Source organism: Ectobacillus polymachus, from assembly GCF_048159605.1.
GTDB lineage: Bacteria > Bacillota > Bacilli > Bacillales > Bacillaceae_G > Ectobacillus > Ectobacillus polymachus.
In genome coordinates, this window is sequence record NZ_JBLREB010000002.1 from 636,231 (window position 1) to 661,938 (window position 25,708).

The 25,708-nt window shown below is 37.9% G+C and carries 31 protein-coding genes and 2 pseudogenes; 22 read left to right on the plus strand and 11 right to left on the minus strand.

All coding sequences use genetic code 11. From position 1 onward, the window contains the following. The first annotated feature begins 74 nt into the window (after positions 1-74). On the plus strand, positions 75-377 hold the full coding sequence (locus ACM5BR_RS13700; RefSeq protein WP_416828515.1) for a YunC family protein: 303 nt from the start codon (positions 75-77) through the stop codon (positions 375-377). A 51-nt stretch (positions 378-428) separates the two neighbouring features. Beyond that, positions 429-1,196, plus strand: a complete 768-nt coding sequence (yunB, locus tag ACM5BR_RS13705; protein WP_416828516.1) for a sporulation protein YunB — start codon at positions 429-431, stop codon at positions 1,194-1,196. Between the two features lie 133 nt (positions 1,197-1,329). Here yunB and ACM5BR_RS13710 read toward each other — a convergent pair whose 3' ends face one another. After that, a complete protein-coding gene (locus tag ACM5BR_RS13710) occupies positions 1,330-2,325 on the minus strand; it encodes a M23 family metallopeptidase (protein WP_416828517.1) in 996 nt (331 codons plus the stop codon). A 179-nt stretch (positions 2,326-2,504) separates the two neighbouring features. On the opposite strand from ACM5BR_RS13710, the gene lipA reads away from it, so the two are divergent. Together lipA and ACM5BR_RS13720 are read left to right on the plus strand one after the other, a co-directional pair. After that, complete coding sequence (gene lipA / locus ACM5BR_RS13715) at positions 2,505-3,398, plus strand: lipoyl synthase (protein WP_416828518.1); 894 nt, start codon at positions 2,505-2,507, stop codon at positions 3,396-3,398. Positions 3,399-3,581: 183 nt separating this feature from the next. After that, positions 3,582-3,881 (plus strand): YutD family protein, encoded by a 300-nt coding sequence (locus tag ACM5BR_RS13720; protein WP_416828519.1) that lies wholly within the window; start codon positions 3,582-3,584, stop codon positions 3,879-3,881. 122 nt (positions 3,882-4,003) lie between these two features. Here the strand turns inward: ACM5BR_RS13720 and ACM5BR_RS13725 are convergent, their stop codons facing one another. Together ACM5BR_RS13725 and glpX are read right to left on the minus strand one after the other, a co-directional pair. Beyond that, on the minus strand, positions 4,004-4,273 hold the full coding sequence (locus ACM5BR_RS13725; RefSeq protein ID WP_416828520.1) for a DUF3055 domain-containing protein: 270 nt from the start codon (positions 4,271-4,273) through the stop codon (positions 4,004-4,006). Positions 4,274-4,285: 12 nt separating this feature from the next. Further along, a complete protein-coding gene (glpX, locus tag ACM5BR_RS13730) occupies positions 4,286-5,257 on the minus strand; it encodes a class II fructose-bisphosphatase (RefSeq protein WP_416828521.1) in 972 nt (323 codons plus the stop codon). A 158-nt stretch (positions 5,258-5,415) separates the two neighbouring features. Between glpX and ACM5BR_RS13735 the strand changes: the two genes are divergently transcribed. From ACM5BR_RS13735 to ACM5BR_RS13745, 3 genes and pseudogenes are all read left to right on the plus strand, one after another. Then, positions 5,416-5,856 (plus strand): DUF86 domain-containing protein, encoded by a 441-nt coding sequence (locus tag ACM5BR_RS13735; protein ID WP_416828522.1) that lies wholly within the window; start codon positions 5,416-5,418, stop codon positions 5,854-5,856. Between the two features lie 115 nt (positions 5,857-5,971). After that, positions 5,972-6,067: pseudogene (locus ACM5BR_RS13740) on the plus strand (TIGR01457 family HAD-type hydrolase); the annotation flags it as partial. Between the two features lie 124 nt (positions 6,068-6,191). Beyond that, positions 6,192-6,863: pseudogene (locus ACM5BR_RS13745) on the plus strand (TIGR01457 family HAD-type hydrolase); the annotation flags it as partial. A 34-nt stretch (positions 6,864-6,897) separates the two neighbouring features. Here the strand turns inward: ACM5BR_RS13745 and ACM5BR_RS13750 are convergent. Then, complete coding sequence (locus ACM5BR_RS13750) at positions 6,898-8,535, minus strand: putative polysaccharide biosynthesis protein (protein ID WP_416828523.1); 1,638 nt, start codon at positions 8,533-8,535, stop codon at positions 6,898-6,900. Between the two features lie 199 nt (positions 8,536-8,734). Between ACM5BR_RS13750 and ACM5BR_RS13755 the strand changes: the two genes are divergently transcribed. From ACM5BR_RS13755 to ACM5BR_RS13775, 5 genes are read left to right on the plus strand one after another with little or no spacing between them, the layout of a single operon-like run. After that, entirely contained in the window at positions 8,735-9,448 is a 714-nt protein-coding gene (locus tag ACM5BR_RS13755; protein WP_416828524.1) for an ABC transporter ATP-binding protein, read from the plus strand. Then, complete coding sequence (locus ACM5BR_RS13760) at positions 9,441-11,039, plus strand: hypothetical protein (protein ID WP_416828525.1); 1,599 nt, start codon at positions 9,441-9,443, stop codon at positions 11,037-11,039. The genes ACM5BR_RS13755 and ACM5BR_RS13760 overlap by 8 nt, the downstream gene beginning before the upstream one ends. A 50-nt stretch (positions 11,040-11,089) precedes the next feature. Next, the gene (sigY, locus tag ACM5BR_RS13765) at positions 11,090-11,620 is read left to right on the plus strand and encodes an RNA polymerase sigma factor SigY (RefSeq protein WP_416828526.1); all 531 of its coding nucleotides are present in this window, start codon (positions 11,090-11,092) and stop codon (positions 11,618-11,620) included. Beyond that, complete coding sequence (locus ACM5BR_RS13770; protein ID WP_416828527.1) at positions 11,610-11,924, plus strand: YxlC family protein; 315 nt, start codon at positions 11,610-11,612, stop codon at positions 11,922-11,924. Before sigY ends, ACM5BR_RS13770 begins: the two co-directional genes overlap by 11 nt. Then, the gene (locus ACM5BR_RS13775) at positions 11,921-12,115 is read left to right on the plus strand and encodes a transcriptional regulator (protein ID WP_416828528.1); all 195 of its coding nucleotides are present in this window, start codon (positions 11,921-11,923) and stop codon (positions 12,113-12,115) included. Before ACM5BR_RS13770 ends, ACM5BR_RS13775 begins: the two co-directional genes overlap by 4 nt. A 76-nt stretch (positions 12,116-12,191) precedes the next feature. On the opposite strand, the gene ACM5BR_RS13780 is transcribed toward ACM5BR_RS13775, so the two are convergent. Further along, positions 12,192-12,683 (minus strand): phosphatidylglycerophosphatase A family protein, encoded by a 492-nt coding sequence (locus tag ACM5BR_RS13780; protein WP_416828529.1) that lies wholly within the window; start codon positions 12,681-12,683, stop codon positions 12,192-12,194. Positions 12,684-12,824: 141 nt separating this feature from the next. Here ACM5BR_RS13780 and yutH point away from each other — a divergent pair, with 141 nt between their 5' ends. Further along, the gene (gene yutH, locus ACM5BR_RS13785) at positions 12,825-13,829 is read left to right on the plus strand and encodes a spore coat putative kinase YutH (protein ID WP_416828530.1); all 1,005 of its coding nucleotides are present in this window, start codon (positions 12,825-12,827) and stop codon (positions 13,827-13,829) included. A gap of 95 nt (positions 13,830-13,924) precedes the next feature. Here yutH and ACM5BR_RS13790 read toward each other — a convergent pair whose 3' ends face one another. Continuing rightward, the gene (locus ACM5BR_RS13790) at positions 13,925-14,161 is read right to left on the minus strand and encodes a NifU family protein (protein ID WP_416828531.1); all 237 of its coding nucleotides are present in this window, start codon (positions 14,159-14,161) and stop codon (positions 13,925-13,927) included. 123 nt (positions 14,162-14,284) lie between these two features. Here ACM5BR_RS13790 and ACM5BR_RS13795 point away from each other — a divergent pair, with 123 nt between their 5' ends. Then, positions 14,285-14,584, plus strand: a complete 300-nt coding sequence (locus ACM5BR_RS13795; protein ID WP_416828532.1) for a YuzD family protein — start codon at positions 14,285-14,287, stop codon at positions 14,582-14,584. Between the two features lie 96 nt (positions 14,585-14,680). Here the strand turns inward: ACM5BR_RS13795 and ACM5BR_RS13800 are convergent, their stop codons facing one another. The 3 genes from ACM5BR_RS13800 to ACM5BR_RS13810 form a co-directional block, all read right to left on the minus strand. Beyond that, positions 14,681-15,457: an ABC transporter permease gene (locus ACM5BR_RS13800; RefSeq protein ID WP_416828533.1), complete on the minus strand. Its 777-nt coding sequence runs from the start codon at positions 15,455-15,457 to the stop codon at positions 14,681-14,683. Next, a complete protein-coding gene (locus tag ACM5BR_RS13805) occupies positions 15,454-16,098 on the minus strand; it encodes an ABC transporter ATP-binding protein (RefSeq protein ID WP_416828534.1) in 645 nt (214 codons plus the stop codon). Before ACM5BR_RS13805 ends, ACM5BR_RS13800 begins: the two co-directional genes overlap by 4 nt. Before the next feature lie 190 nt (positions 16,099-16,288). Next, positions 16,289-17,359, minus strand: coding sequence for an NAD(P)/FAD-dependent oxidoreductase (locus tag ACM5BR_RS13810; protein WP_416828535.1), 1,071 nt, complete (start codon positions 17,357-17,359; stop codon positions 16,289-16,291). Positions 17,360-17,624: 265 nt separating this feature from the next. Here ACM5BR_RS13810 and ACM5BR_RS13815 point away from each other — a divergent pair, with 265 nt between their 5' ends. The 3 genes from ACM5BR_RS13815 (at position 17,625) to ACM5BR_RS13825 (ending at position 19,315) form a co-directional block, all read left to right on the plus strand. Continuing rightward, complete coding sequence (locus tag ACM5BR_RS13815; RefSeq protein WP_416828536.1) at positions 17,625-17,864, plus strand: YuzB family protein; 240 nt, start codon at positions 17,625-17,627, stop codon at positions 17,862-17,864. 179 nt (positions 17,865-18,043) lie between these two features. Further along, positions 18,044-18,898, plus strand: coding sequence for a diaminopimelate epimerase (dapF, locus tag ACM5BR_RS13820; protein WP_416828537.1), 855 nt, complete (start codon positions 18,044-18,046; stop codon positions 18,896-18,898). 63 nt (positions 18,899-18,961) lie between these two features. Further along, positions 18,962-19,315 carry a HesB/IscA family protein gene (locus tag ACM5BR_RS13825; RefSeq protein ID WP_416828538.1) on the plus strand — a complete coding sequence of 118 codons (354 nt, stop codon included), beginning with the start codon at positions 18,962-18,964 and terminating at the stop codon, positions 19,313-19,315. Between the two features lie 88 nt (positions 19,316-19,403). On the opposite strand, the gene ACM5BR_RS13830 is transcribed toward ACM5BR_RS13825, so the two are convergent. Together ACM5BR_RS13830 and ACM5BR_RS13835 are read right to left on the minus strand one after the other, a co-directional pair. Then, on the minus strand, positions 19,404-20,657 hold the full coding sequence (locus tag ACM5BR_RS13830) for an MFS transporter (RefSeq protein WP_416828539.1): 1,254 nt from the start codon (positions 20,655-20,657) through the stop codon (positions 19,404-19,406). A gap of 206 nt (positions 20,658-20,863) precedes the next feature. Further along, positions 20,864-21,850: an NAD(P)/FAD-dependent oxidoreductase gene (locus tag ACM5BR_RS13835; protein ID WP_416828540.1), complete on the minus strand. Its 987-nt coding sequence runs from the start codon at positions 21,848-21,850 to the stop codon at positions 20,864-20,866. A 408-nt stretch (positions 21,851-22,258) separates the two neighbouring features. Here ACM5BR_RS13835 and ACM5BR_RS13840 point away from each other — a divergent pair, with 408 nt between their 5' ends. From ACM5BR_RS13840 to ACM5BR_RS13860, 5 genes are all read left to right on the plus strand, one after another. Beyond that, positions 22,259-23,467 (plus strand): NAD(P)/FAD-dependent oxidoreductase, encoded by a 1,209-nt coding sequence (locus ACM5BR_RS13840; protein WP_416828541.1) that lies wholly within the window; start codon positions 22,259-22,261, stop codon positions 23,465-23,467. Positions 23,468-23,582: 115 nt separating this feature from the next. Then, positions 23,583-24,077 (plus strand): NUDIX hydrolase, encoded by a 495-nt coding sequence (locus ACM5BR_RS13845; RefSeq protein WP_416828542.1) that lies wholly within the window; start codon positions 23,583-23,585, stop codon positions 24,075-24,077. A gap of 57 nt (positions 24,078-24,134) precedes the next feature. After that, positions 24,135-24,452 (plus strand): YuiB family protein, encoded by a 318-nt coding sequence (locus ACM5BR_RS13850; RefSeq protein ID WP_416828543.1) that lies wholly within the window; start codon positions 24,135-24,137, stop codon positions 24,450-24,452. A gap of 100 nt (positions 24,453-24,552) precedes the next feature. After that, complete coding sequence (locus tag ACM5BR_RS13855) at positions 24,553-25,212, plus strand: 3D domain-containing protein (RefSeq protein ID WP_416828544.1); 660 nt, start codon at positions 24,553-24,555, stop codon at positions 25,210-25,212. A 97-nt stretch (positions 25,213-25,309) separates the two neighbouring features. Then, a complete protein-coding gene (locus ACM5BR_RS13860; RefSeq protein WP_416828545.1) occupies positions 25,310-25,684 on the plus strand; it encodes a DUF309 domain-containing protein in 375 nt (124 codons plus the stop codon). Positions 25,685-25,708 lie beyond the last annotated feature (24 nt).

Here is a 25,708-nt window from a genome sequence, read left to right on the forward strand (position 1 = left end):
TCTTCATAGAAATAAAGAGAAACATTTATAGGTGTATGTACGATGTCTAGTACGAAGAGGAGTGTGGGTTTGTCATGATGAGTTTAGAGCCGCTCGTAATTAACGGGCATACTTGTTTAGCAGTTACGGTACATTTACCGAAAACAAATCTGTTAGCAGTAACTACCGATAAAGGATACATCATGTGTGGTGCCCTTGATGTTGCTCTATTAAATGATAAGTTAAAGGATAGAGAAATACTTGCTGCAAGAGCAGTTGGTGTTCGAACGATTCAGGATCTATTGGAAGCACCGCTTGAATCTGTCACCTATGAGGCAGAAAAACGTGGCATTACCGTAGGAATGATGGGAAAAGATGCTCTGCTCAAAATGATTTAGATAATGTCCCCTCATCTTGCATACATATGAAGTGAGAAGGGGGGATTTTTTTTGCGTGTGTTTCGAACTTCACGATTTCGGCGAGGGCCGCTCCCGTTTCGATACGTATTGCTCATTTCCTTTCTTATTTTCTTACTATTAACGGTTCAAGGTCTGTGGATTATTAGTCGAAGCATCACCCCTACGCTTATGCTGTATGCACAATCACAAACGAAACGATTAGCGACAGTTATCATTACGAAAGCTGTACAGGATAGAGTTCAATCGGGTTTTTCTGTTGATAAGCTGATTGCTGTAGAACGTGATAATCAAGGGAAGATAACAACGATTGACTTCAATCCGGAGGTTGTGAATGGAATTTCATCTTCGACAACAGCGTCAATTGAACAATATTTACGCTTAGCAGAAAAAGGAGATATGGCGAAGCTTGGACTGGATGATAACACACAGCTTACATTAAAACAAAAAGAAGGAAATGGGGCAGTATTTGCGATTCCGCTTGGTCAAATTACAAACAATGCGTTAATAGGAAATTTAGGGCCAAAGATTCCCGTTTCCTTTACGACCATTGGGGATGTACATACGAATATCAAGCGTGACGTGAAGCCCTATGGGATTAACAATGTTATGGTGGATATTGCGTTAGAGGTAAACGTGACGATGCAAGTCATCATTCCGTTTCAATCGAAGGAAACGATTGTAACGACCGATGTACCGATTGCAATGCGTGTAATTCAAGGAGAAGTGCCGACGTATTATAGCGGTAGTAAAGATGGAGGTACACCAGCTTTGCCCGTTCCAAATCCAAAACAGCCATAGTAAGGAAGAAGTCGAATCACTGCTTTTGAAGTGATTCGGCTTTTCTATTACATGATGATTGACCAAGCTTATAACTTTGTAAAAAATAAAAGGGGCTTCACAGTATTTTGATTGTGGGATAGCCCCTACGTGGTTATCTTTTCTTTTTCTGTCGTTCCTGTCTTTCCCATACCGATAAATACGCATAGGGATCAAAAGCCCATTCGTTTATGCCGTTATCTTTGTAGAGACCATAATGAAGATGTGGTGGAAACTTTCCTGATGTTCCTGGAGGACCGTAGCCCGTGCTTCCTACATACCCAATTACCGTTCCGGGCTCGACAATTTGTCCCACTCGTAAATCCTTATCCTTAGCAAAGCCCCCTAAGTGTGCATAATAATGATAATTATTTTGCAGGTCACGAATACCGATACGCCATCCTCCGAGGCGATTCCATCCTTTTAGTTCAATCGTTCCGTAGCAGGTTGACCGAACGGGTACACCGTAATTGGCAAAAATATCTGTCCCTTCATGTACTCTTCTCCCTCCGAAGCTTCGTTTGTCCCCGAAGGTACTCCGATAGCTATGACTGCTGTTTATTGGAAGTGGAAAGACGTTTCCTTCGATGTCTAAGCGCCCGTAGTGTTTAAATATATTGGCATATTCCATAATCATGTCAACGGTTTTCCCGCGTTTGTAATGCTCCCAAAGCATGATTTTAATATGATCCTTATCGCTTCCAAAATGGCTAAGAACCGTAGCCATTGTATAGAGCACATCTTTATCATTCGATTGATCTGCAAAGCCATCGCCGTCTCCATCTTGTCCAATTCCACCGAATAAGCCAATTGTATACAGGCTCTGATCTTGTTGATTTGGATTGATTAGCCCAGACCATACCTCTGGCTTAAAGTAAATGCTAATAGCACCATTTTCTTTTTTCGGAATATCGCGTCTCACTTTTCGAATATTGCGCTCGTATTGATCTACAGCTGCAAAATATTCCCAAGGTACGAGCGATAGAGCTTCCATTTGTTTATATAAAGCCATTCTTTCTGTATAAATAGATTGCTTATTTGGTTCACCATATACTTCTTCCAGTGGTAGAAGCATACTGATACAAAGTACGAGACATATTTTTTTGAGCACAAGATCAAATCCTTTCCACAGCATCTCTATTTATATTGTGGAATATATGTTTATTTTCATAATAGTAAATAGATGGTAATTATTTTCGCGTGAGATAATTGAGGAGTTTTTCTTCCTTTCGATATAATGTGTATGATATATTTAATATCACTTATATGATAGAAAGCTCGGGTGATTTGATGCAATCTAATGAATATAAACGAAAACCAGATTGGTTAAAAATTAAGCTAAACACGAATGATAATTATAAAAATTTGAAGCAAATGATGCGTTCAGAAGGACTTCATACGGTGTGTGAGGAAGCAAAATGTCCGAATATCCATGAATGCTGGGCGATGCGTCGTACGGCTACGTTTATGATTTTAGGAGATATTTGTACGCGTGCGTGCAGATTTTGCGCAGTAAAAACAGGCTTGCCGACAGAGCTGGATTTACAAGAGCCAGAGCGGGTTGCTGATTCTGTTCTACAAATGAATTTAAAGCATGTTGTCATTACTGCAGTGGCACGCGATGATTTAAAGGATGGCGGAGCTTCTATTTTTGCAGAGACAATTCGGGCGGTACGGAGAAAAAGCCCATTCACTTCTATTGAAGTTCTTCCTTCTGACATGGGAGGCGTGCGTGAAAACTTGCAAATGCTAATGGATGCTAAACCAGATATATTAAATCATAATATTGAAACCGTCCGTCGTTTATCAGATCAAGTTCGTGCAAAAGCAAAATATGATCGTTCTCTCGAGTTTTTACGTCGTGCGAAAGAAATGCAGCCTACTATTCCTACAAAATCAAGCATTATGATTGGTCTTGGTGAAACAAAGGAAGAAATTATCGAAGCATTGGACGATTTACGTGCAAATGCTGTAGATATTGTGACACTTGGACAATATTTGCAGCCAACGAAGAAACATTTAACGGTTGAAAAATATTGGACACCTGCAGAATTCGCAGAATTAAAGGAAGTAGCTCTAAGTAAAGGATTTAGTCATTGTGAAGCGGGTCCGCTCGTGCGCTCTTCGTATCATGCAGATGAGCAAGTGAAAGCTGCTCAGGAAGAAAAACTGAAAGCTAATTAACAATAGGGACTGTCACAGAAGGCTTTCTTTTTCTGTTTGACAGTCCTTTTATTTGATACGGAGTTATGGATTGATTAGAATGAAGGAATCGATTAAGCACCGTCTATTACAATTTAGAAATTGTTGGATGGTGCCATTTGTGATAGGATTAGGATAAAGTAGTATAGAAAGGAATATGGAAAGATGGAAAAGCCTGAGGTGAAGAAAAGCATAATTGTTAATAATACACTCTATGAAGTGGTTGAAGAAGTTCACAATGCCTTTAATGAAGAAGCATTTAAAAACCGCTATGCGGACATTTTAAATAAATACGATTATATCCTTGGAGATTGGGGCTATAGTCAGCTTCGTCTTCGCGGATTTTTTGATGATAACAATCAACGTGCAACGTATGACACACGTATTAGCACATTATCGGAATATTTGTATGAGTATTGTAATTTTGGATGTGCATACTTTGTTTTAAAAAAGGTGAAAAAATAAACTTTTAAAAAAAGGAACCCATGGTGAAATGAATGATTTCTCCGTAGGTTTTTTTTATGTAACCAGAACCAATAAAAAAGCTGTCTTCTAGTCTGAAATAGACTAGAGACAGCCTCCGTACTTTACTGCACAGCCTCATAAAGAAAGTCACGAAGCTCGTTTGCAGTATCTTCATCTACACCAAACGCAACCTCTAAATAACCCGGTTCATCTAAATCATCAGAGCCGATGATTGCAAATTTATTACGCTGAATATCAAGGACCAGCACTTTATTGTAGTAGTGATCAGAGAAGATTAATGCTAAATCATGTCTTACATTTTCCCCCATAAAGCTTACAAAACGCGTTTTTGTTACTGCCGTATCATCGTACAGAAAAAAACGTTCTCCCATATTCCCGCTCCTTTATATGTTTAAATTTAAATGCGGCTTATGATCTAAATGGTGATGAGCACGAATAAATCGTACGGTTCTCGTTTTTGCACGCATTACGATGGAATACGTTTCAGCTAAATCTCCGCCTAGAAATTTAACCCCTTCTAATAGCTCTCCATCAGACACACCTGATGCTGCAAAAATGGCATCGTCACCAGCAACCAAGTCTTCCATAGTTAACAGTTGGCGTGGATTTTCAAGTCCCATTTTTCGGCAGCGAGCCTCTTCTTCATCTGTCATAGGAACAAGTCTTGCTTGCATTTCTCCTCCTAGACATTTTAAAGCGGCAGCAGAAATTACGCCTTCAGGAGCACCACCGATGCCAACGAATAAGTCAATGCCCGTAGTAGGGATAGCGGTAGCAATAGAAGCTCCAACGTCACCATCGCTAAATAGTTTAACACGAGCTCCTTTCGCACGTACACGGTCAATGATATCTTGATGTCGTTCACGTTCTTGAACAATGACGGTTAAATCACGAATTCGTTTGTTATTTGCCTTTGCAACGGTTTCAATAGTCTTTTCGATTGGATCATCCAAGCTTATTTTACCGGCTGAATTTGGTCCTACTGCTATTTTTTCCATGTACATATCAGGTGCATGCAATAGGTTTCCTTTATCTGCAATCGCAATAACTGCCATTGCATTTGCCACACCTTTTGCAACAATATTCGTTCCTTCTAGCGGATCAACAGCAATATCTACATCTGGTCCATTTGTAGTTCCTAGTTTTTCTCCAATATACAACATCGGTGCTTCGTCAAGCTCACCTTCACCGATGACGACTGTTCCATTCATATTTACAGAATCAAACATAGTGCGCATCGCAGTAGTTGCGGCATCATCTGCTTCCATTTTTTTGCCTCGACCCATCCACTGGGCGGAAGCTAAAGCAGCTGCTTCTGTTACACGGACAATTTCTAACGCAAGTTCACGATCCAAGATGACATTCCTCCAATTTCAGAAATCCAACATTATAACTATATCAGAGATATGGGAAAAGATAAAATCCAAAGGAGTCGATTTTTTTTAAGGAAAGAAGTAAAATATAGATAAATAGTGAATGAAAAGGCTTTAATTTCCTATTAAGGAGTGGTTTCATGTATTTCGTTGATCGTAAGAAGATTGAACTAATGCTTCAATGCCTAGAAGAGGTTACTACTATTTTTACAAATGAAAAGCAATATAAAACATCAATTGAAAAGCTTGCATTAGAGCGAATTGTACTTCTAATGATAGATTCCATTTTAGATGTTGGAAACAGTATGATTGATGGCTTTATTATGCGAGATCCTGGCAGCTATGAGGATATCATCGATATTTTAATGGATGAAAAGGTTGTGCTAGAAGAACAGGGGAAACAGCTTAAAGAAATAATCAAGCTTCGGAAAATACTCATGCAAGATTATATGAATATGGATCATGAGCATGTTGAATCTGTTGTGAATGCAAATATACAAGCGATTCAAGCATATCCTTCCCGTATTCGTAATTATTTAGAAAAAGAGCTTGGTCCGGTATCTGCTTTTAGTAATTCTTGAATGGAAAACCAACAAAAAAAGTGACAAAACAAGAACGCTTCAGTCGAGGCGTTTTTTTTCTGTCATAAAATCGATTATCATAGAAATGTAGCTTATTGAAGAAGGAGTAAACAATATGAAATCATATAAAGGATATTTAATCGACTTAGACGGTACCATGTATCGTGGAGAAGAGAAAATCGAAGAAGCGAGCGATTTTATAAAGGTATTAGTGGAAAAGAACATTCCGTATTTATTTGTAACGAATAATTCTTCGCGTAAGCCAGAGCAGGTTGCTGAGAAATTAATGAGCTTGGATATTCCGGCAACACCTGNATTTTATAAAGGTATTAGTGGAAAAGAACATTCCGTATTTATTTGTAACGAATAATTCTTCGCGTAAGCCAGAGCAGGTTGCTGAGAAATTAATGAGCTTGGATATTCCGGCAACACCTGATCATGTCTTTACAACGAGTATGGCAACTGCAAACTATATGATGGAGCGTAAGCCGCAGGCTGCTGTGTATATGATTGGGGAAGAAGGATTACGCGCCGCTTTACAGGAGAAGGGTTTTATTCTTACCGATGAAAATCCTGATTATGTAGTAATGGGTATTGATCGAGAAATTACCTATGAAAAATTGACGAAGGCATGCTTATCTGTGCGAAATGGTGCTACTTTTATTTCCACGAATGGAGACATTGCACTGCCAACTGAGCAAGGTATGCTTCCAGGCAACGGCGCGTTAACATCGGTCATCGCAATCTCTACGCAAGTAGAACCAATCTTTATAGGAAAGCCGGAAGCCATCATTATGGATCAAGCTTTAAAGGTTATTGGAACGAAGCGCGAGGAGACCGTCATGGTTGGGGATAATTATGATACAGATATTTTAGCAGGGATACGAGCTGGAATGAACACGCTTCTTGTTCATACAGGCGTAACGACAGTGGAAAAGCTGTCACAATATGAAATACAACCAACCCATGTTGTCCATTCGTTAACAGAATGGTTAGAGAACATATAATAAAAAAAACAGTAGCCTAGGCTACTGTTTTTTGTTAGGATTTTGCAAAGCGTTTTAGCATAGGAATACGCTTGATTTGGCTACCGAGTATACCGGAAGTTAACGAGCCTCGTAAGGATAGCCATAGGAAAGTAATTGCACCCAATCCACCGCAGACAATCACAATAATGAATGATTTGAAATAGGTTTGTCCTGGAATCAATGATGATAGCAGAAGACGAGCTACTATAACGATAGCAGCCATAATGAAAGAGTATGTCAAAATGGAAAGAATAACCTTACTGGTCTTTCGATAATCAAACTCTGTATATTTGATTATCGAATATATCATAATGACATCGGATACCAAATAGCCAAGTATCGTACCAATTACAGCACCATGGCCGCCAAACATATATAAAAGAGGTACATTTAAAAGCAGTTTAACTAAAATTCCAATCGAAAATGCAACCATCGTTCTTTTTTGATAATCAATTCCCTGCAAGATAGCGGCAGATACAGTGAATATCGCACTAAAAACGGCAGAAGGCGCATAGGAAATTAAATAAGGAGATCCTTCTAAGGCGACCTGTGGATTTACATAAACGATTCGAAATGCATCGTGGGCGATACAAGCTAAGCCAACAGATGCAGGTATTGTGAATAACAATAGAATTTGATAAATTTTTGAAATTTGTTGCTTTAGCTCTTCTGTTTGTCCCATTGTATGGGACTGTGTGATAGCAGGTATGATACTAAGGGAAAAGCCTGTTGCTAGAGAAGCAGGAATCATAATCAGCTTTTGCGCATAGTTCGTAACATAAGCAAATATTCCATTTGCTTGCTCCTGGGGCATACCGGTACTCTTTAATACATCTGCAACGGTATATTGGTCAATCAGCGTATAAAGTGGAATCGCAATTCCTACAAATACAATAGGGATAGCGTAGCGAAGCAATTCTTTATACATATTGGGAAGAGGGACGTAGGACGAACGAGTCTTCAACTGGCCAGGCTTTGGTTTCAGTCCATTGTATTTTCTCCAATAGATAATTAAAACGACTATGCTTGCTATTGCGCCAATGGTTGCGCCAAATGTTGCAACCGAAACAGAATAAGCAATCGAGCCATTCCATATTTTCGTGACTACAAAACTCCCAATTAATATGAACAGGACGCGGGCAATTTGTTCAATTACCTGTGACAGCGCACTTGGCTTCATATGTTGAAAGCCTTGGAAATATCCTCTCGTTACACTCATAGCAGGTACGATGATAAGTGCGAAACTAAGCGCACGCATCGTAAGTGTTACATTTTCCACAAATCCAGGTTCTGGTGTTGTCGAACGAATGATTAGCTTGGATACGTAAGGAGCTCCGAAATATAAAATGGCAAACCCTATAAACCCTAGTAACAGCATTAATTTCAAGCTAGAGCGATATAGCTTTTTACTTGTGTTGTAGTCATCTAATGCGTTGTACTTTGCAACAAATTTTGAAACGGCAATCGGTACACCAGCTGTAGAGAAGCTAAGCAGTATCCCATACCAAGAATAGGCATACGAATATAACGCGACGCCTTCTTTTCCAACCAATAGCTGAAACGGAAAGAAGTAAATAAATCCTAAAATGCGGGAAATCATCGTTGCTCCGCTAAGAAGCATCGTTCCTTTTAATATTTTTGAATTAGACACATTTTTCACCCTGTTTACTTCGAATAAGTTTATGCTCTTTAACATGTAATGAAACAACTATTAGTATATGTCAAATTCCTCTCGATGTAAAAGTTCGAAATGGTGAACAACATCGTTAAGAAGATTTTCTTTAAAATAAAATGAACGATTCGCCTACTTGAAACGTATTACGAATATACGGATTAAAGGAGGGAACACGATGCTTCATATCAAACATTTATCCAAAGCGTATAAAGGTGGTAAACAGGCAATACATGATATAAATCTGACAATAGAAAACGGAGATATTTATGGCTTTATCGGACCAAATGGCGCAGGGAAAACGACAACTCTGAAGTGCGTGGCAGGAATACTGGAGTTTTCAGAAGGGGAAATATATATTGATGGAAAGTCTGTAAAATCAGATCCGTTAGCGTGCAAAAGAGTGACTGCCTATATTCCGGATAATCCGGATTTATACGAAAATATGACCGGTATTCAATATTTGAATTTTATTGCTGACGTTTTTAAAATTCCAAAGTACGAACGTGAGAAGCGAATTGAACAATATGCGAACCTATTTGAAATTACGGAACGGCTGGGAGATGTATTGACCGCTTATTCACATGGGATGAAACAAAAATTAGCCATTATTTCGGCTTTGATTCACGAGCCAAAATTATTAATATTAGATGAACCGTTTGTTGGCTTAGATCCAAAAGCAGCCTTTCAATTGAAACAACTTATGAAAGAATGCTGTCAAAATGGAACAGCTGTCTTTTTCTCCTCCCATGTACTTGAGGTTGTAGAAAAACTATGCAATAAAATTGCTATTATTAAGGATGGACATCTTATCGCTAGTGGTGAAACGCAACAGGTAAAAGGAAATGGTTCATTAGAAAGTCTGTTTTTGGGGTTGACGAATCATGCATAATGTATGGGTATTACTCAAAGCAAATATCCTCCAATCTCTCGGTCTCAATAAACTACTTAATATAAGAACAAAAAGCGAAAAAGGACGCATCGCTTTGGTAACCTCTATTTTAATAGTTGGGCTACTGTTCACATTTATGATGTCCTTCCTATATATGTTTGGTTTAGCTACGTTACTGAAATCAATTGGGGCATTTCAGTACTTTCTTTCCTTTGCAGTCATTCTTGCTTGGATCTCTATTTTTTGTGTATGTCTTTATATGATGCCCGGCTATTTATTAGCTTTTAAAGATTTTCATTTATTATGGGCGTTACCATTGAACTCTACAGCTATTTTGCTTAGTAAAATGTTGTTTCTGTATCTATTGAACTATCTAATTACATTGCTTATTACGATTCCAATCGTTGTAATCTATGGCACCGAAACCAATGCCAATCTTTTATTTTATCTATTTGCTCTCATCACGACCATTTTTATTCCATTGATACCAATGGAGATAGGGGCTTTCGTATCGTTTCTATTAGGCAAACTCTCTACCAAATTTCGATCCCAGAATACGGTCCTGCTTATCGGTTCCTTTATTCTTTTATTAGCTTTCTTTGCAGGTCCATTATTTATAGGTGGAAATACTACTACCCAGGTAACAGCTCTGTTACCTGTCATTGAAAAAACAGTAAATCTATTGTTTTTACCAGCCGTATTTATGCAAGGATTACGTGATTTACATGTAGGTGATTTACTATTATTTGCAGGAATTAACGTTGTTCCCTTTGTGTTGCTTACTGCTGTATTTTCGAAAGGGTTTATGTCAATTAATGCTCAAATGACCGAAACATATAAAGCAGAAACGTTTCAGTTGACTTCATTAAAAACTAGCTCAATTTTCAATGCCTTAGTAAGAAAAGAACTTCGGACGTATTTTAGCTCCTATATTTACGTATTGAACACTTCTTTTGGCATGGTATTACTTACATTTTTCGTCATTATGACAACGTTTTTGGGTTCGGATATGTTAAAACAATTCATTGGTATATCCACTAACTATCCAATGGAGCTTCCTATTTTCATGGCAATATTTACAGCCTCTGTCTGCTTAAGTTGTACAACAGCTTGTTCCATTTCGATTGAGGGGCAAACTTATTGGATTGCAAAATCGTTACCGCTTGATCCATGGTCCATTTTTAAAAGTAAAATTACTGTCAATTTAATAGTCATTATGCCATTGTTAGTAATAGATACAGGTATTGTAGCTGTAACCTATCATGTATCATTTATTTCTTCCATCCTATTACTGGTTGTCCCTTCTTTATATGCACTATTAATTGCAAGCGTCGGATTGTTAATCAATCTATATGTTCCAAAACTTATTTGGAGTTCTCCAATGATAGTCGTGAAACAAAGTTCAAGTGTACTTCTTTCCATGTTGTTTGGTTTTCTTGTTGCCGTTTTGTCTTTCGGCTGTTTTATGATTTTTCAACCGCAAAATTTTCTAGCTTTTTCTTGCGGCCTTATTCTCTTCCTATTGGCTGTTAACGCGATTGTATGGCGTGTACTGAAAACAAAGGGAGTCCATCTTTATCAGCAGCTATAAAACAATTCCTATTGGCGAACACGATTTAGGAGGGAGTTCATAAACCTACAATGTCTAAACAAGAATTAATAGAACGGGCTAAACAGAAGGACAAAGAAGCATTTGCAACGCTCTTTCAAATGCATTATTTGTTTTTGTATCGGTACTTGTTGAAATTGACGTTACATCATGAAACGACTGAAGACATCATTCAAGAAACAATGATGAAATGTTTTTTATATATTAACAAGTACAATGCATCTTCTTCTTTTTCTTCCTGGTTAATTACGATAGCGACCCGCACGTATTTTGATTTATTACGTAAGAAGAAACACGAAAGAGAATGGATCAATCATCAAATGGAAGCTGGAAAGCATCAGCTAAGTTGGCAGCTCCAATCGATCAATGAGCGTTGGTCGGATATGATGGAAAGCTTTAGTGAACTGAAGCCGGATGTAAGATGTGCTTTGTTATTAAAACATTATTATGATTATTCTTACGATGAAATTGCGCAGATGACGGGGGAAAAGTGCGGCACGATTAAATCACGCGTCCATTATGGAATCGCACATGTAAGAAAGGAGCTTACACATGATGAATGAACAAAATCATTCTCTAAGAACCGAATTGCAGAAATTGGATCAAATCCCCACAAGAAATGTAACAATAGAAGAAATTATGATGAACATGAGCGAGCAAGAACAGCGGCAAAAGGCCAAGCTGAGAAACGACATATTGATATTCTTATTGGTAGCAAGTGTTTTGCTGACCGGGCTTATCGTATCCTTGTTAAAAATGTCCATCGTTTTCATTGCATTACAATTTATCGTGTTTGTCTTCCTTCCTTTATTGACGTATTTTGATAAGCAGTATAGTAAACGGATCAATTGGTGGGAGGAAAGATGAGCGGGTTACAGATTACATTATTAGTTAGTATATTGCTTTCCCAAGGAGTTTTCTTATTTATTGATGCAAGAAAAAGGGGGTTACAGTTACATGCATGGTTTTGGGGGATTATTGGTTTAATACAATTTCCGTTCCCAATCGTTTTTTATTATATTTTTATTATGAGAAGAAATAAAAAGAAGGCAAATTAGGATCAAAATGTAGGGTATGCAAAAAAGAGCTGACGCAAATGGGGATGATGATCTCCCTTTACGTCAGCTCCTTCCTTTATTCGTTATTCGCAATGCGGTGTGCTAATCGGCTAGAAGCTGCTGCAGCGATAGCGCCGACAATGTCATCTAAAAAAGTATGAATAGAACCAGTTGATTTATCATTTAAATGTTTTAATATACCAGGTTTTACTTTGTCTACATAGCCGAAATTCGTAAAACCAATCGATCCATAGACGTTTACAATAGACAATGCGATAACCTCATCAATCCCATATAGCCCTTCATCACGTGCCACGATACTTTGCAATGGTTCATCTAACATCTTTTTTTCAGCCAGCATATCAAGCTGAATACCTGTCACAATTGCGTTTTGCACTTCTCGTTTTGCTAACACACGACTCACGTTAAACCGGCATTCTTCCATCGTTAAGTTTTCGTGATATTGTTCTTGTAAAAAATAAACGAGCTCAGCAATATCTTCTGTTTTTACGCCGCGCTGTTGTAATAGTTCTAATGCTTTGTCCTGAATTTCATTGCCAGTTGACATTCAATCACCTTTTCTTCTTAGTATGGTATTTTTTATCCGATTTTACTTATTGAGAACTCCTTTTTTCAGTTACATAGAAAATGGCGTATGAAAATAAAGGTAAAGATAATCTCATATATATCATAGCAGGGTGGTGAATATATGATACAAGAATTGTTTGATTATTATCAGTTACAAGTAAATGAACTTGTTACATTAGGAAATTATAAGAGTTTTTGGATACGAAATAAAGTATACATTCTGGCTGAGGTTGGTTCCTTTAAGGAAGAGGAACTGGTTGAAATGAAAAAGCTAAGTGATTTCATGGCGCAGCAGGGTGATCTCTCGGTTGTTACGTTTGTACCAAATATGCAAGGTTATTATGTGAGTGAGATACAAAAGGTACAATACAGCCTGTTAAAAGGAACACGATTGGCTGAGAGGCAACAGCTTCCAGATGGAAAGGAGTTATCTCTATTTCATCAGCGTGGAAGAGTATACCCTAGTGAAGTAGAGCAATTGAACCGGATTGGAAAATGGAAAGCGCTATGGGAAACGCGCCTTGATCAACTCGAAAGATTTTGGCAGGGCAAGCTCTATAGCCATCCTACAACACCTTTTGAAACGCTGTTTATTGATTCATTTCCTTATTATCTAGGTTTAGCAGAAAATGCAATACAATATGTGGTAGATACAGAAATTGATGATGAACCAAAGCACTTTGATGCAGCAACTATATGTCAAGAGCGGTTTACATCCCAAACATGGCCTGCTACGAAACGGTTAAAAATTCCTACAGAATGGGTATATGATCATGGAACAAGGGATATAGCTGAATGGATTCGTTACGTTCTATGGGAGGAAAGCGAGAATGTAGAAGGGAACATTCTTCAATTTTTGCAGGACTATGAAAGTGTTCAACCACTTACCTCATTTGGTTGGCGACTTCTCTATGGAAGGCTGTTATTCCCTCTTCCTTATTTTGAAGCGGTTGAAGGATACTATTTAGCGGGAACTGAAGAGATAAGAAGTATATACGCTGACCAATTAGAGACCATCGTAGAAAACTCTAATAGAATAGAAGCGTTTCTTCGCAATTTTTACGAAATGGTTCGAATTCCTACAGAAAAATTAGGTATTCGTGAAATTGATTGGTTATCGAAATGAACAGAAACTGCTCCATTATCTTAATAACCCTCGGGTCCAAAAAAGCAAATAGCATTGACACGAGGGTTATTGTATAGGGAATGTTACACCTTTGTTTAGAATACTTGTTCCACTTCAATTACACCAGGAACTTCTTCTAATAGTGCACGTTCAATACCAGCCTTTAGTGTAATAGTAGAACTTGGGCAGCTGCCACATGCGCCCATAAGTCGTAATTTTACGATACCTTCTTCGATATCCACTAATTCAACGTCTCCACCATCTCTAAGTAAGTAAGGACGTAATTTATCTAGAACTTCTTGAACTTCATTAAACAGTGTTTCGTTATTCATTTTATCGACTCCTTTCTTTAGTTTTATTATAATCAGGTTAGTGAGAAAAAGCGAACGAATAAAATTGAGTTTTTACTTTTTTCTACATGAAAATGATGGATACGATGTGGAGGTATGGGAGTTATGAAAATTAGTGTTTACGGAGCAGAGGTAACATGTGCAAGCTGTGTTGGAATGCCATCTTCAAAGGAAACCTATGAATGGCTGCAAGCGGCGATTGGTAGGAAATATCCAAATTACCAGTTTCATTTTGAGTATGTTAATATTTTTGATCCGCAGGTGGAAGAAGAAAAACGCGCCTTTTCGCAACGAGTGATTGACGAAGATTTATTTTATCCCGTTGTTTTGGTGAATGGAACCATTGTAGGGGAAGGGAATCCTAGGTTGAAGGACGTGTATGCGGAGATTGAGAAAAGTTTGTAAATGGGCTTTGTTAAAGAAAAAGTAAAGGAGGGTTTTTTCACCTCCTTTACTTTTTCTCCTTAGATAAACAAACAGTCTGTCAAGCCTTCAGGCTGCTTACATTAGTTGCGCCCGTTTTGTGAAAAATGTTTGGTAGCCGAACTGGACAAGGGCAATGACGGTGAAAGATACACTGCCTGTAATACCGAGCATGATGGCGATTTGATATTGAATGGCGATAAGCGGCGAAACGCCTGAAAGGATTTGACCGGTCATCATCCCGGGGAGCGTTACAATGCCCATGCCCACCATACTATTTATAGTTGGTAAAATAGCGGTATCAAAGGCTTGCTTTACGACTTCTTTAGCTGCTTGCTTTGGGGTTGCACCAAGCATAAGAGCGCCTTCGATTATGCTTCGATTATCTCTCATTCCGTTCACAAGAGCAGTAGCACCAAGTGAAACGCCTGTCATCGCATTTCCAATAATCATACCTGCAATCGGAACAACGTACTGGGGCTCATACCAAGGCGAGTGTCCAATGACAACGAAAATGAAAAATAGGAGAGGAATAAGCGTCCCGCCTATCATGGAAAGGGCCATTATTTTCTTTAGCGGTTGCGATAGCGGAATCTTTACCCGTTTGTGGGCATTATGAATCGCAAAGCCAAGCATGATTGAAATAATAAGTATGGTGTAGAAGGGATTGCTGTTGTCAAATACATACGTCAAAATATAAGCGACGAGAACGAGCTGCACTGTCATACGAATGGTTGCAATCGTAATTTCTTTTTCCCTAGGAATCCCCATCCAACGAACAAGGCCAAGCAGGATTAGAATAAAGATATACGCAGCAGACAGCTGCCAAATTTGAAGTGTAATGATTCCTTTCATTTCACAAGTTCCTTTCGTGTAATGCGATGCTCTTTATCGATTTCGATGATGTCATCTGCTTCATCCTCTGCAAGACTGCGCAAATGAGTAATCATAATGACGGTTTTCTGCTCCTTTTTAGCATTTTCTAAAAATTGAGACATGACCGTATGCGCTGTTTGCTCATCAAGAGCAGAGGTAGGTTCATCTAATAAATAGACGTTTGGCTTCATCAGTGCAATTCTCGCTAATGCTAACCGCTGCTTTTCCCCTCCAGATAAAACTTCGATTTTGTCATCTAGCTTTTTATTTAGTTGTACATTTGCAAGTGCATGGCTAAGTGCTTCGTCGTCTTTCTCCTCTTGATCGGAAAAACGGAGTCCAATAAGAAGATTGTCTCTCACATTGCCTTCAAACATAGGTGGTGTTTGACCTAACATCACGATCTCTCTTCGAAGTGCGATAGGATCATAGGAAGAAAGAGGCTTGCCCTGATAGAGAATGGTCCCGCAATCTGGAGAATGAAGATCATTTAGCAGCTTCAACAGAGTCGATTTGCCGCTGCCACTTTCACCAAGAATACACGTTATTTTTCCGTTACGGATCTTCAGTTGTGGAATATGTAAAATGTGTTTAAACTTCACGTCTTGTAGTTGAAACATGAAAGAGCCTCCTTTGTCATGTTTATTATGAAGAAAATTCACTTCTGACACAAGACATTATAAGTAAAAGGAGGTGAGTTGCAGGGGAGTGCTACATAAACAAATCTGTCTATCCAGCTATTCTATTCTTTTTGAAGGTAAAAAAAGAGGTCTGTGTTAATTCACAAGACCTCATTAAGGATTTTGAATATTATCCATTATGATATTTATACATCCATAATATCCCGGATTTTAACAATCGTGGCACGCGTCCCATAAGAGGTTGATTTGCTAATAATCCAAAGCCGTGCTTCTTACCGAGTGCGCCAAGGATTCCTTTTAGCTTAATAATAGGCATTTCCTCTGGTAGCTCTTCACCGTTCCAACGTTTTAATAAAATTGTTACGATTTGTTCAGCTTGTCCTTCTGCTAATTGTGCAGATGGTGCATGAGGAAGACTTGCACAGTCTCCGAGAGCGTATACGTTTTCATTATTAGGAATATTGTGGTGCTTCGTTATAACAATTCGTCCGCCTTTATCTTTTTCAACAGGTAGCTGTTGTACAACGGCGTTTGCTTGAATGCCAGCAGTCCAAACAACCGCATCACAAGGAAGGGCTTCGTCATGATTGTAAACGATGTTCGGTTCTACTTTTGTAATATTGGAGTTGCGAACGATTTCAACATTGTTTTTAATAAACCAATCTTCGACATAATAGCTTAGTTTTTCTGGGAATGCCGGTAGAATACGATCGCCTCGGTCAAATAAAATAATTCTTAAATCTGGTCTACTTTCACGAAGTTCACTTGCAACTTCCACACCGCTTAATCCTGCACCAACAATGGTAACAGTTGCATTTGCAGATAGACTATTTAACAACTGGTACGTATGTCTTGCTTTTTCAATAGATTGAATGCTACAAGTGTACTCTTTTGCTCCTGGTACGTTATGGTACTTATCATCGCAGCCGAGGCCGATAATTAAATCATCATATCGTATCGCGCTATCATCTTTAAGCTCTACTTCTTTACGATCAAGATTAATATTTACGACTGTACCGTATTTTACGGTAAGGCGTGGGTGCTCTGGAAATGGAATGCGAATGTTTGTCTCACTAATTGTTCCTGCAACTAATGCGTAGAATTCAGTTTTAAAACTGTGGTACGGCACTTTGTCAACAAGAGTAATTTGGACATCGTCCGGAAGCTTGTCATTTGTAAGAAAACGCTGTAAAATTCTCATCCCACCGTATCCGCCACCGAGAATAACGAGGTGCTTCATGATGGATTTCCCCTTTGCAATTTAGTTCCATAAAACGAATGGTATCCCGTTTTAACGGGAGTAGTCCCCCAACTTTAGAGAAGATTCACTTAATCTAGTCTTATATTGATAAAATTTTTTGAACATTACCCATCAAAATTATATCGAATCCTCAGATAAATAACAATTAATATCTAGTCCTTTTTGCAACTTATAAATGTAGGAATTGCTTGACGAGTGCTTTAAAAACAATTACATTAGCTGTAAATAGTGAGGTGAATATTCGGTGATTAAGCCATTAATTGAATTTTGTGTTAGTAACTTAGCAAACGGTTCACAACAAGCCCGAGCTGTATTAGAAAAAGATTCGAATTTAGATGTTATTGAATATGGCTGTCTCGGTCATTGTGGAATTTGTTATGAAGGACCTTATGCTCTTGTAAATGGTGAAGTTGTATCTGGAACAACACCAGATGAACTGGTTGAAAATATATATGAATATTTAGAAGAAAATGAGATTTTTTAAAGACTATAAAACAAGACCGTATGTAAAAACTCAAGTTATGAGTTTTACATACGGTCTTGTTTATTAGGTGAAAATATTACTTTTCACCTTTATGAGAAACAGGGGATGTTCCTATTGTGTTCAACATCTTGGCATTTTATACTTAGGACAAATCATTATTTTGTTTGGGGTGAATAATCATGAAGAAGTTTGCGTTTACGAAAATGCACGGTCTAGGTAATAATTATATATATGTGAATATGTTTGATGAATATTTAGATGAAAGTCAGCTTCCGGATATTGCACGCCAGGTTTCGAATATATATACAGGTATTGGATCAGACGGGATGATTCTCATTTGCCCATCGGAACAAGCACCTGTAAAAATGAGAATTTTTAATCGAGATGGATCCGAAGCGAAAAGCTGTGGAAATGGTCTTCGCTGTGTGGCAAAGTATGCCTATGAACATAATCTAGTAGATGAAACAACATTTCTAATTGATACCGTATCAGGACCGGTTCAGGCACAGGTAGAAGTCGTGAATGGAAATGTGATGTATGTGACAGTTGATATGGGTAAGCCGCGCTTAAAGCGAAATGAACTTCCTATGCTAGGTGCGGGTGATAATCCGTTTATCATGGAGCCATATGAATTTGAAGGAGATCGCTACGATTTAACGGCTATTTCGATGGGAAATCCCCATGCGGTCATCATGGTGGATAAAGTAGAACAAGCACCTCTTACTACATTAGGTCCCGTATTAGAAAAACACGCTATGTTTCCAGAAGGAGTCAATGTTGAATTTATTGAACTAATTAGTGAATCTGAAATGAACTTTCGCGTTTGGGAAAGAGGCTCTGGCGTTACACAAGCATGTGGTACAGGAGCGTGTGCTGCAGTAGTAGCAGCTATTTTACAGGAAAAGATGAAAAAGGGACAGGAAATTACCGTTCATTTAGCTGGTGGAGATTTGCAAATCACGTGGACAGAGCAAGGCAATGTGCTTATGAAGGGACCAGCGGTTACGATTTGTGATGGGGTATACTATTACTAAGCTTTGGGTTTGTGGATGAGCGATATAAGAGTATAATGAGGTTTGAAAGGAAGGGTGTTACGTATGATTATAGTTACGGAACAAGCAGCACTTCATATACAAGATATGCTTAAGGAAAGTGGAGATATGAATCAGTTTGTTCGCCTTGCTGTTCAAGGCGGAGGATGTAGTGGACTTTCTTATGGTCTTGGGTTTGACAATGACATTTATGAAACAGATGAGAAGTTTGACTTTTTCGGGGTGAAATTTGTAGTTGATAAAAAAGATATGCCCATTCTAAAAGGGGTAACAATCGATTATAAGGAATCTATGCTAGGCGGGGGATTCACCATTGACAATCCGAACGCGATTGCGACATGTGGATGTGGATCATCTTTCCGTACTGCAACGAATGCAGGTGCTCCTGAAGAGTGTTAATGTAGAATATATCCATATTAAGAAACGAAGCCTAGCAAAGAGCTACGCTTCGTTCTTTTTTTCGTTGATTTTGTAATCATTGCCTTTTCTAATCAAATTTTCGTACAGTTGGTACACGTATTGCTACGAATACGATAAATAAGATTACGAAAAGTGCACCGCCTTTCATAATGGTTGTAACAGAAAGATGCATCGTAATGAGGAGTGAAGTTATCGTATAGGATACCGGAATCAGTCCCATCGAGGATAGCATCAGTAAGCTCATCACGCGCCCCATCATGTCTTCCTGCACACTGGATTGAATAACTGCCATAAGAGGAATAGCTCCCATCGCTAACGTAGCACCATATATACTACCTGCTAGTAAGGCATGCCATACGACTTGGCTTTCCGTTAGTACAAAGAAGGATAAACCAGATATGAAAATCATGATGATACAGAACAATCCGCGGTGCCGCTTTATATTTAAAATAGCTACAAAAATAGCTCCTACGGCCATTCCTCCACCAACCGATCCTTCTAAATAACTAAATAAGAGGGAATCTCCATGTAATACATTTTTCACAAAGATCGGGAAGCCAATTTGCATAGGACCGATTAAGAACATATTCAAAAAGGCGCTACAAATTAATAGCGTCGATAGAAAAGCTGATTTCTTTACGTATAAAATTCCTTCTTTAATAGAGGTTAGCATGTTTCGTTCTTGCTTGTCTTCTTCTTTTGTAACAGACATCTGGATTTTACGTACGAGAATCGCTGCCATAAGTAGCATACAAATGGTAATAGCAAAAACCGTTGTATAATTACTTACTTTAATTAAATATCCAGCTAGCATGGGTCCAAAAATAGTTGAGGACTGATTGGTCATCTGTGTAATTGAGTTCGCTTGTGTCAGTCGAATCTTTGATACGATCTCTGGTAGGATGGAACCATCGGCAGACCAGAAAAAAGCATCTGCTAGTCCAAAAAATAATGCAAAGAGGGCAAACGTATATAATGTAACACCATCACTAACTAGCCATATGATCAGCCCTGCAACTAAACAAGCCCGAATAATATTGGAATAGAACATGATGTTCTTTTTTGGGAACTTATCAGCAGTCGCACCGCCAATTATCATAAAAACAAGACGTGGAACACTCGATGCAACAAGGACAAGACCAAGGGATGCTTCTAGATCCAGTTTTTTTACGATATACCAGGTTTGGGAGAACGTAAAAAAGGCTAAAGCAAAGCTTGAACAAAGAGTAGCTGCCCATAAATAAAGGAAATTCGAGTTTCGAAATAGCGTTGTGTTCGGTTTTGAAACAGATATGGGATTACGTTGTTCCAATTCTTCCATTTTGTTTCCTTTCATATGAGATTTCGATACAAATGTAGACAAGTTGAATTTCATTATTCATTGTAGACAAAAATATGGAAATTGTACATTCCTTTCTATGGAAACAAAAAAGAGCCAGCAAATGCTGCCTCTTTTTCGTTGTTAATCAGAGAACAAAATCAATCTCTATTTTGTTTTCTATTGTAACATCTAGAAGAATTCAGCTATTAAAATAAACTGGAGCTATGGAGATGTTGTGTCTTTGCAGTTGGATCAATGTAAGATCTAATTGCGTTAATAGCAGTTGGTGCTTCACCAAATCCAGCCGCTATTAATTTTACTTTTCCATCATAAGTACAAATATCGCCAGCAGCATACACGCCAGGAATATTAGTTTCCATCTTTGAGTTTACAACTATACTATTTTTTTCAATTGTTAGACCCCAATCCTTGATTGGACCAAGGGAAGAGACGAAACCATAATTTACAATGACATCGTCAACATCGATTACTACGGTTTCTTCGGTTTTTGAATCTCGAATAACAACTTGCTCAATTTTGTCATCACCAATTAGCTCTACAGGTACATATGGTGTTTTTACATCTACCCGTGAATTCATCAATGTTTCTACACTATGCTCATGGGCACGGAATTTATCACGGCGGTGTACAATGGTTACTTGTTTTGCAATTGGTTCTAGCATAAGAGTCCAGTCAACTGCAGAATCCCCACCACCAAATACAACAACTCTTTTATCTGTAAACTTGCTCATATCATCAACAAAATAATGAAGATTTTTCTTTTCATATTGTACAGCACTTTCAATTTCTAATCTTCTTGGTTGGAATGCACCGTTTCCAGCTGTAATGATGACAGCTTTGGAATAATGTGTTCCGACATTTGTTACAAGCTTAATTGTACCATCCTCTTGTTTATCTAATGCTTGTACAGATTCTTCTAAACAAATAGTTGGTTCAAATTTACTCATTTGTTCCTTTAAATTTGCAATAAGCTCGGCAGCTCGAACTTTTGGAAATCCTGCAACGTCATAAATAAATTTTTCAGGATATAGTGCTGAAAGCTGTCCGCCAAGTTGAGGTAAGCTTTCGATAATTTTTACACTTAATTGTCGCATTCCGCCATAAAACGCAGTGAATAATCCAATCGGACCCCCACCGATAATTGTCACATCGTAAACTTTTTGATCTACCAAAACATTTCCCCCCGATAGAAATAATAAAATGTATAGTTTAAACTGGATTTACTAACTATTCTTACATTTCCGTGCTCATAGAAAAATGATACCATATTTCAAATAAAAATACCTAAATAAACGTAATCCGAAGCTCAACATAAATTGTCCATTTTGTATAAATTTTATTAACAATCAAAGAATAAAGTTGAAAGCCTTTTCTTAGGATTTAGAGGTTTTTTATATGCTAAGTTTCTTGAAAATTGACGAAAAAAAAACTAATATGAAGGTAGAAATATTAATTACGACAATTTTATAACTTTTTATTGAATTTTTTTTGTCGTGTGCATTTATATTTGGTACAATTTTTTTACAAACGATTTTGCATTTGTTTATATTTACTAATAAGAAAAAAGGGTTGTGATTAGGGTGAGTAAACCAAAGATCGTTGTTTTGGGCGCTGGGTACGGTGGTATGATTACTACTGTAAACTTACAAAAGGAATTATCTATTAATGAAGCTGAGATTACACTTGTAAATAATAACAGCTATCATTATCAAACAACATGGTTACATGAAAATGCAGCAGGAACATTACATCAAGATAAAACTCGTATCAATATTACAGATGTTATTGATACAAACAAGGTTCATTTTGTACAAGATACAGTAGTAAACATTAATGCTGCAGAAAAACGTGTACAATTACAAAATGGTGAGCTTGAATATGATTATCTTGTTATCGGATTAGGATTCGAATCTGAAACATTCGGCATTAAAGGATTAAAGGAACATGCTTTTTCAATTGGAAATATTAATGCTGCTCGTCATATTCGTGAACATATCGAATATACATTCTCTAAATATGCTACTGAAAAACGCGATGAGCTGTTAACAATTGTTGTAGGTGGAGCTGGTTTCACAGGTATTGAGTTTCTCGGCGAGCTTGCAAACCGTATCCCTGAACTTGTAAAAGAGTATGACCTTCCTCGTGAAAAAGTGCACATAGTTTGTGTAGAAGCCGCTCCAACTGTTCTTCCTGGCTTTGATCCTGAGCTTGTAAGTTTTGCTGTGAAATATCTAGAAGATAAAGGCGTAGAGTTCAAAATCGGAACAGCAATTAAGGAAGCAACAGCGGAAGGAATTATCGTTGCAAAAGGTGACGATGTTGAACAAATTAAGGCAGAAACAGTTGTATGGGCTGCCGGTGTTCGTGGTAACTCTCTTGTAGAGGAATCTGGCTTTGAAGCAATGCGTGGCCGTGTTAAGGTAGATGAATATATGAGAGCTCCAGGCCATGACGATGTATTCATGGTAGGTGACGCTGCTTTAATTATTAACGAAGCAATTAATCGTCCATTCCCTCCAACAGCTCAAATCGCTATTCAAGAAGGTCAAAATGTTGCGGGAAATATTGCCGTTCTTGTTCGCGGTAAAGGTGAAATGAAGAAATTTTCATTTGATAATAAAGGAACGGTATGTTCTTTAGGAGAAGATAACGGAATTGGGGTTGTCTTTGGTAAGAAAGTAACAGGCTGGAAGGCTTCAATTATGAAGAAGGTAATTGACAATCGTTACTTATACATTCTTGGCGGACCTATGCTTGTCTTGAAAAAAGGTAAATTAAACTTTTTGTAAGATACAAAAAGGATTAAAATAAGAAAGGGCAAGGTAGCTTCAAGCTACTATTGCCCTTTTTTTATCCCGTCAAAGTAGAAGGATAAGCTAGCGGAAATAGGGGGAGAAATTCATCTTGAATAAACGAGGAAATGTTTGGTTGGCGGTTAGCGGCTTAGTACGAACAGACGATGGAAGATGGTTAGTTGTGAAAAAAACGTATGGTGGATTAAAAGGAAAATGGTCGTTCCCGGCAGGATTTGTAAAGGAAGGGGAAACGATTGATGAAGCGGTAAGAAGAGAAATAAAAGAAGAAACAGGGATTACTACGATCATTCACGGAGTTTTAGGTATACGTTCAGGAGTTATTAAAGGAAAAATTAGTGATAATATGGTTATATTTTTGCTGAAACCTGAAGATGAGAGAATCACAATACAAAAGAAAGAGCTATCACAAGCTGCATTCCTATCACGTGATGCAATTTTACAAGATGAAGATACTTCTGTATTGGTTCGGCATTTATTAGAAACAATGTCCAATACGATATTTCAGATGAATGATGCCGTTAATCCTGGTGATCATTTTGGCTATACATCATATCGTGTATTTCTTAATGAAAATAGCAATTGACCTATAATACCTATTTTTGTAAACTTAAGGAAATGATGATTGGAAGGAGAATGTACATTGAGCATTCCTGTTCTACTCATTTCTATGTTGCTTTTTTTTATTTTATTTTTTGGTATTGGTTTTTTATTAAATATGCTGTTGCGTCAGACCTGGGTGATGAGTATGCTTTACCCGATTGTGTGTATATTCATTATTAATCGAATACATATTACGGCATACTTTCAACAACCTTCCTCAGCTTTCTCTTCTCTTCTTACTCATCTATCTTCTCTTGGTCAGGCAGATTTGTTTATATTGACTTCTGGAATGATTGGAGCGCTTGCTTCTGGATTTTCAATGAAAGCGCTTCGAAATAGTGGCTATCGTATGTTTTGACGATGTGAATGGGAAACAACCTATTCACTTTTTTTATTTTTTGTGCATAAAAGAAAATCGTCTTGGTCAACACTACAGATGAAGGAGTGTTGAAATAAACATGACGATACGAATAATTGCGATTCGCCTGTTCATGACGTGTCTATTCTGCATGGCTGTACTCGTTACCTTTCAAGCGATTTCGCATCTAACAATCTCTGATTTTATAAAAGGAAATGTAAAAACGGAGAATGTTCAAACTTTGACAAGTGTAACTATAGAAAAACAGCCGAAAGTAAAGCCAATGATTAATGGTAATATAGAAAATCAGCCAGAATCGAAACCACTTGAACAAGCTGTGGATTGGTCAAAATATGATGCAGTTGAGGTTACGGCTACAGGCTATACAGCCGGTGTTGAATCAACAGGAAAACATCCGAAGCATCCCCAATATGGCATCACCTACTCTGGAGTAAAAGTAAAACGGGACTTATATTCCACTATAGCAGCTGATTTACGAGTATTTCCAATCGGATCAGTGCTCTTTATTCCAGGCTACGGCTACGGAGTTGTAGCTGATAAAGGGGGAGCTATTAAGGGAAAAGCATTAGACTTGTATTACGAAACCGTTCACGATGTGTATGAACAGTGGGGAAAGAAACAACTGAAGGTATATATTGTAAAAAAAGGAACAGGAACCTTAACAGAGGAAGAATTAAAGCAGTTAAATGAAGACAAAGCTATGCAGGTATTTAGACAGCAATATATAAAGAAGCAGTAGGCGGATTTTAGATTGGACTATCATTTTAGTGATGGTCTTTTTTGTTTCTTTGCTTTTGTTATACTGAAGATAGAGATAAAGGGAATAGAGGGATAAGATGAAGGACTATCCACTTGAGTACTATGAGTTTTTTGTGAAATTTAATGAGGATGATTATTATACTTGTCATGATTTGCTCGAAGAAATATGGTTAATAGAAACAGATAATTTCTTTTTAAAGGGTTTGTTGCAAATGACAGTGGCTTTATATCATTATGGATATGGAAATGTGAAGGGGGCACGAGCTATGATGGGTGCTGCAAAGCGATATTTACAGCCTTACCGCCCGCATTATTGGTCATTGGATGTAGAGTATGTACTGCATTTCGTAGAGAAATGTCTCGCAATTATTCCTGCTGATATCGATCGTGTTTCATTTGAAGAAAGTAAGAGGCTCCCGGTTCTACCTGACCTTGTCTTATACATGGAGTAGTAAGCAGTCGCATATTTTAATAAA

Bases quoted from the DNA above. Each gene is read 5' to 3' on its own strand.
- ACM5BR_RS13860 (WP_416828545.1), top strand. From the start codon at position 25,310: ATGAAGGACTATCCACTTGAGTACTATGAGTTTTTTGTGAAATTTAAT.
- ACM5BR_RS13770 (WP_416828527.1), top strand. From the start codon at position 11,610: ATGATGAATGAACAAAATCATTCTCTAAGAACCGAATTGCAGAAATTG.
- sigY (WP_416828526.1), top strand. From the start codon at position 11,090: ATGTCTAAACAAGAATTAATAGAACGGGCTAAACAGAAGGACAAAGAA.
- ACM5BR_RS13825 (WP_416828538.1), top strand. From the start codon at position 18,962: ATGATTATAGTTACGGAACAAGCAGCACTTCATATACAAGATATGCTT.
- ACM5BR_RS13800 (WP_416828533.1), bottom strand. From the start codon at position 15,457: ATGAAAGGAATCATTACACTTCAAATTTGGCAGCTGTCTGCTGCGTAT.
- ACM5BR_RS13775 (WP_416828528.1), top strand. From the start codon at position 11,921: ATGAGCGGGTTACAGATTACATTATTAGTTAGTATATTGCTTTCCCAA.
- ACM5BR_RS13725 (WP_416828520.1), bottom strand. From the start codon at position 4,273: ATGGGAGAACGTTTTTTTCTGTACGATGATACGGCAGTAACAAAAACG.
- ACM5BR_RS13735 (WP_416828522.1), top strand. From the start codon at position 5,416: ATGTATTTCGTTGATCGTAAGAAGATTGAACTAATGCTTCAATGCCTA.
- ACM5BR_RS13830 (WP_416828539.1), bottom strand. From the start codon at position 20,657: ATGGAAGAATTGGAACAACGTAATCCCATATCTGTTTCAAAACCGAAC.
- ACM5BR_RS13720 (WP_416828519.1), top strand. From the start codon at position 3,582: ATGGAAAAGCCTGAGGTGAAGAAAAGCATAATTGTTAATAATACACTC.
- lipA (WP_416828518.1), top strand. From the start codon at position 2,505: ATGCAATCTAATGAATATAAACGAAAACCAGATTGGTTAAAAATTAAG.
- ACM5BR_RS13755 (WP_416828524.1), top strand. From the start codon at position 8,735: ATGCTTCATATCAAACATTTATCCAAAGCGTATAAAGGTGGTAAACAG.
- ACM5BR_RS13810 (WP_416828535.1), bottom strand. From the start codon at position 17,359: ATGAAGCACCTCGTTATTCTCGGTGGCGGATACGGTGGGATGAGAATT.
- ACM5BR_RS13780 (WP_416828529.1), bottom strand. From the start codon at position 12,683: ATGTCAACTGGCAATGAAATTCAGGACAAAGCATTAGAACTATTACAA.
- dapF (WP_416828537.1), top strand. From the start codon at position 18,044: ATGAAGAAGTTTGCGTTTACGAAAATGCACGGTCTAGGTAATAATTAT.
- ACM5BR_RS13790 (WP_416828531.1), bottom strand. From the start codon at position 14,161: ATGAATAACGAAACACTGTTTAATGAAGTTCAAGAAGTTCTAGATAAA.
- ACM5BR_RS13855 (WP_416828544.1), top strand. From the start codon at position 24,553: ATGACGATACGAATAATTGCGATTCGCCTGTTCATGACGTGTCTATTC.
- ACM5BR_RS13700 (WP_416828515.1), top strand. From the start codon at position 75: ATGATGAGTTTAGAGCCGCTCGTAATTAACGGGCATACTTGTTTAGCA.
- yutH (WP_416828530.1), top strand. From the start codon at position 12,825: ATGATACAAGAATTGTTTGATTATTATCAGTTACAAGTAAATGAACTT.
- ACM5BR_RS13795 (WP_416828532.1), top strand. From the start codon at position 14,285: ATGAAAATTAGTGTTTACGGAGCAGAGGTAACATGTGCAAGCTGTGTT.
- ACM5BR_RS13760 (WP_416828525.1), top strand. From the start codon at position 9,441: ATGCATAATGTATGGGTATTACTCAAAGCAAATATCCTCCAATCTCTC.
- ACM5BR_RS13805 (WP_416828534.1), bottom strand. From the start codon at position 16,098: ATGTTTCAACTACAAGACGTGAAGTTTAAACACATTTTACATATTCCA.